Genomic DNA, 4,156 nt, shown 5'->3' on the forward strand with positions numbered 1-4,156 from the left:
GCTGCGGCATCCGTCGCTGCGGCGCCGGTGGTGCTGCCCGAGGCCGCAGGCTATGCGCTGCCCACGGCGGTCGACGACGACGAGGACCTGCCGCTCGATGCGGCCGCCAGGCCCAACGCGCCGGCTTCCTGGCCCGAGCTGACCGAAGCCGATATGGCGCCGGCGCGCGCGAGCGCACCCGAGGCCCGTACCGAGCCGGACCTGGACCCTGAACCCGCGCCCGCGCCCGAGCCCGAGCCCGAGCCCGAGCCCGAGCCCGAGGATTCCACGGCGCCGCCGCCCGCCGCACAGCCGGCCAAGGTGCCCGAACTGTCACCGGATTCCGAACTTGAACCGGCGCCGGAGCCCATGCTGGAATCCGCGCCCTTGCCCGACGCCACCGAGACCGTGGCCACCGACCCGTTTGCGCAGCCGCTGCCCGAGGCCGAACCCGGTTTCGTGCGCGCCGCGCGGCGCAAGGCGTTCTGGCACGCGCCCGGCGTGCGCCTGGCGCTGGCGCTGGGCAGCACGGTGCTGCTGGTGGGACTGGCGCTGCAGGTTGCGCTGCACGAGCGCAATGCGCTCGCCGCCCGGCTGCCGTCGCTGCGCCCCGCATTGCAAGGCCTGTGTGCGCTGACCGGTTGCACGCTGACGGCGCGCCAGGACATCAGCCAGGTCGTGATCGCGAGCTCGGCCTTCACGCGCGGCGCCCAGGCCGACAGTTACCTGCTGAGCCTGACCATAGAAAACCAGGCCGGCACCGAACTCGCCATGCCCGCCGTGGAGCTCACGCTCACCGACCTGCAGGACCAGCCGGTGCTGCGCCGCGTGCTGCTGCCCGCCGATCTGCAGGCGCCCGCGACGCTGGGCGCCCAGGCCGAATGGAGTGTGCGCATTCCGCTGGCCGTCAGCGCCACGCCGACGCGCATTGCGGGTTATCGTGCACTTGTCTTTTACCCCTGATCTTTGGAAAACTCACCGACCATGGCCGCCCTCATTTGTGGATCCCTCGCGTTTGACACCATCATGACCTTCGAGGGTCGTTTCGCGGACCAGATCCTGCCCGATCAGCTGCACATTCTCAACGTCTCGTTCCTCGTGCCCACGCTGCGCCGCGACTTCGGCGGCTGCGCCGGCAACATCGCCTACAGCCTCAAGCTGCTGGGCGGCGAGCCTCTGCCCATGGCGATGCTGGGCAGCGACGGCGGCAGCTACCTCGAGCACATGCGCGAGCTGGGCATCTCGACGCGCCATGTCGGCGAAAGCGGTGAGATCTATACGGCCCAGGCCATGATCATGACCGACACCGACAACAACCAGATCACCGCCTTCCACCCCGGCGCGATGTCGCATGCCCATCTGCTGCAGATCTCGGGCGAGACGCGCGCCGCCGTGGGCATCGTCGCGCCCGACGGCCGCGACGCCATGATCCAGCACGCGCGCCAGTTCAAGGAAGCGGGCATTCCATTCGTCTTCGATCCGGGCCAGGGCCTGCCGATGTTCAACGGCGACGAACTCAAGGTCTTCATCGAGCAGGCCGACTGGATCGCGGTCAACGACTACGAAGCCAAGGTCCTTTGCGACCGCACGGGACTGGACCTCGCGGCGCTTTCGCAGCGGGTCAAGGGCCTGGTGGTGACGCTGGGCGCCGACGGCTGCGAAGTCTGGGAGCAGGGCGCGAAGACCCTGGTCGCGCCGGTCACGCCCAAGCAGGTCGTCGATCCCACGGGCTGCGGCGACGCCTGGCGCGGTGCGCTGCTGTTCGGCCTGGAGAAGGGCTGGTCGCTGGTGCGCTGCGCCGAACTCGGCAACCGCGTGGGCGCGCTGAAAATCGCGAGCAAGGGCCCGCAGAACTACCTGCTCGACTTCGCGGTCGAATAAGTCAGGGGCGCGCCGCGCGCTCATGGCCCAATCTCTTTTCTGAACCTGGACGAGCATGGATTCCGTTTCACAGATCGCGCTGGGTTCGGCGCTGGCGATTGCCACCATGGGGCGGCGCACGGCGGTCTGGAAAGCCGCGCTATGGGGCGCGGTCGCGGGAACGCTGCCCGATCTCGATGTGTTCATCGACCATGGCAATGCGCTGGCCAACATGGTCAACCACCGCGGCAACAGCCATTCGCTGCTGTACCTGCTGCTGCTTTCGCCGCTGCTGGGCGCGTGCATAGCGCGGCTGCACGGCGAAGGCGCGCTGTGGCGCCGCTGGGCCGTGGCGATGGCGCTGGTGCTGGTCACGCATCCGATACTCGACTGGTTCACGATCTACGGCACGCAGCTGCTGCGGCCGTTCAGCACCGAGGCCTACGGGCTGGGCAGTGTCTTTGTGATCGACCCGCTCTATACCTTGCCGCTGCTGCTGGGCATCGTGCTGGCGCTGGGCCGCAAGGCGTTCTCAGGCCTTCGCGCCAACCGCATGGGCCTGGTGCTGAGCAGCCTGTACCTGGGCTGGAGCGTTCTGGCGCAGCAGCATGCGAGCGGCGTGGCCCAGGCGTCGCTCGCAGCGCAGCGCATAGCGGCGCCGCAGCTGCTCGTGACCGCGACGCCGCTCAATACGCTGCTGTGGCGCGTCGTCGCTTTGGGCGATACGCACTATTGGGAAGGCTATTACTCGGTGTTCGATCAGGACGGCGACATGGCCTGGACCCGGCATGACCGCGGCACGGCGCTGCAGGCGCTGTATGCGCCCCAGGCGCCGGCCGTGCGCCTGCTTGCGGACTTCGCGCACGACTTCGTGAAGCTGGAACAGCAAGGCGATGACCTGTACTTGAGCGACCTGCGCATGGGCAGCGAAGGCCGCTACAGCTTTCGTTTTCTGCTGGGCAGCGCCGCGGATGTCGCCGCAGGCCGCGTGAACATCGAGCAGCAGGCGCTGGATTTTCCGCTGCGCCAGGCCCTGGGTGAGCTGTGGCAGCGTATCTGGCATAAGCCGGACTGAGGCAGCGCAGGGGGCGCAGTGCAAGGCGCATGTGCCCGCCTCGCCGGTCTGTAGCGGTGGTTATGCCAGATGATCCGCTGCTTGAGAGGACGCGCCAACGATCGCCGGAATGACTTCCTGCGTGTCTGGACCATCTTCCGCTTCGTTCTTTTCCTCATCCTTGTCTGCATGATCTTCGGAGGGGGTGGCTGCAGCGGCAGCGGTCGTCTCGCTGTCCGGCATTGCATCTGTCCCGGTGTCCGTATCCGGCTGCGGTTCCTGAGTCGATGCAGTCTGCACCTGATCGAGCAGTTGCTTCAGCTGAAGCGCCAGCTTTTCCCTTTCCTTCTTCAGGTCCCACAGCTGCCGCGGCAACACCACCTCTTGCAGATAGTCCATGGCATGCATCGCCGGCAAGACATATTTTTGCTGCACCTCTTGGAGCTGCTGCATGACTTCTGGATGATGGGTGTGCAGTGCCGTAAGCCGGGGCAGCAAGGAGCCCGGCTTTTCGCGCAATTGCTCCATGAAGTGGATGCGGTCCATTTGCGCGAAGATTTGCTCCTGGTTGGTCGCCAAGACCAGCAATAATTGTTCAAGTGTCATGGATGTCTGGAAAGTCGTTGAATGAAAATTTGGCCTAGTGATCGCTATTGAATTTCAATAGTTAATAACTATGTTTTGGTTTTCGCTCAAAGGTTCCATCTATCGACAAAAGGGCTCCCCATGGGCCGGCGCTTGGATCGGAGTTCTGGACTGAACTCTTGCGGAATGAAAAAAGCCCGAGGCCTTGCGGCTTCGGGCTTTGGCGCGGAGCGTCATGCCTCAGGGCTTGGTGCCCGTAGGGAAGGGCCATGCGGCTTGCGGGTTCAGCGCGGTCTGTGCCACGGGGGCGGCAACGGCAGCAGGGGCTGCAGCGGCCTTGGCGGGCTTCTTTGCAGCAGCCTTCTTTGCGGGAGCAGCAGCCTTGGCAGGCGCGGCGGCCTTTGCCGGTGCAGCAGCCTTCTTCGCGGGCGCAGCAGCCTTGGCAGGCGTGGCGGCCTTTGCCGGCGCAGCAGCCTTCTTCGCGGGTGCAGCGGCCTTCTTGGCAGGAGCAGCAGCCTTCTTCGCCGGTGCGGCAGCCTTCACAGGAGCAGCAGCCTTCTTGGCAGGAGCGGCAGCCTTTTTCGCGGGAGCGGCAGCCTTGGCAGAAGCGGCCTTCGCCGGAGCAGCAGCCTTCTTCGCGGGAGCGGCGGCCTTGGCAGGCGCAGCAGCCTTCTTCGC

General features: G+C 66.3%; 5 protein-coding genes. 4 read left to right on the forward strand and 1 reads right to left on the reverse strand.

Features of this window, described 5'->3' with window-relative positions; translation table 11 throughout:
* From RR928_RS24355 to RR928_RS24365, 3 genes are all read left to right on the forward strand, one after another.
* The coding region (locus RR928_RS24355) for a DUF3426 domain-containing protein (protein ID WP_332684644.1) at positions 1–942 on the forward strand (942 nt) is incomplete at its 5' end.
* 21 nt (positions 943–963) lie between these two features.
* Positions 964–1,860: a carbohydrate kinase family protein gene (locus RR928_RS24360; RefSeq protein ID WP_332539251.1), complete on the forward strand. Its 897-nt coding sequence runs from the start codon at positions 964–966 to the stop codon at positions 1,858–1,860.
* Positions 1,861–1,915: 55 nt separating this feature from the next.
* A complete protein-coding gene (locus RR928_RS24365; protein WP_332549747.1) occupies positions 1,916–2,914 on the forward strand; it encodes a metal-dependent hydrolase in 999 nt (332 codons plus the stop codon).
* A 60-nt stretch (positions 2,915–2,974) separates the two neighbouring features.
* On the opposite strand, the gene RR928_RS24370 is transcribed toward RR928_RS24365, so the two are convergent.
* Positions 2,975–3,499, reverse strand: coding sequence for a hypothetical protein (locus tag RR928_RS24370; protein ID WP_332539248.1), 525 nt, complete (start codon positions 3,497–3,499; stop codon positions 2,975–2,977).
* 316 nt (positions 3,500–3,815) lie between these two features.
* Between RR928_RS24370 and RR928_RS24865 the strand changes: the two genes are divergently transcribed.
* A partial coding sequence (locus tag RR928_RS24865) for a hypothetical protein (protein WP_442881936.1) occupies positions 3,816–4,156 on the forward strand: 341 nt, incomplete at its 3' end.

The organism is Comamonas sp. (assembly GCF_036666375.1).
Classification (GTDB): Bacteria; Pseudomonadota; Gammaproteobacteria; order Burkholderiales; family Burkholderiaceae_C; genus Comamonas.

What these genes read in the sequence shown, in the direction of transcription:
- RR928_RS24360 (WP_332539251.1), top strand. Translation starts at nt 964, where the DNA reads ATGGCCGCCCTCATTTGTGGATCCCTCGCGTTTGACACCATCATGACC.
- RR928_RS24365 (WP_332549747.1), top strand. Translation starts at nt 1,916, where the DNA reads ATGGATTCCGTTTCACAGATCGCGCTGGGTTCGGCGCTGGCGATTGCC.
- RR928_RS24370 (WP_332539248.1), bottom strand. Translation starts at nt 3,499, where the DNA reads ATGACACTTGAACAATTATTGCTGGTCTTGGCGACCAACCAGGAGCAA.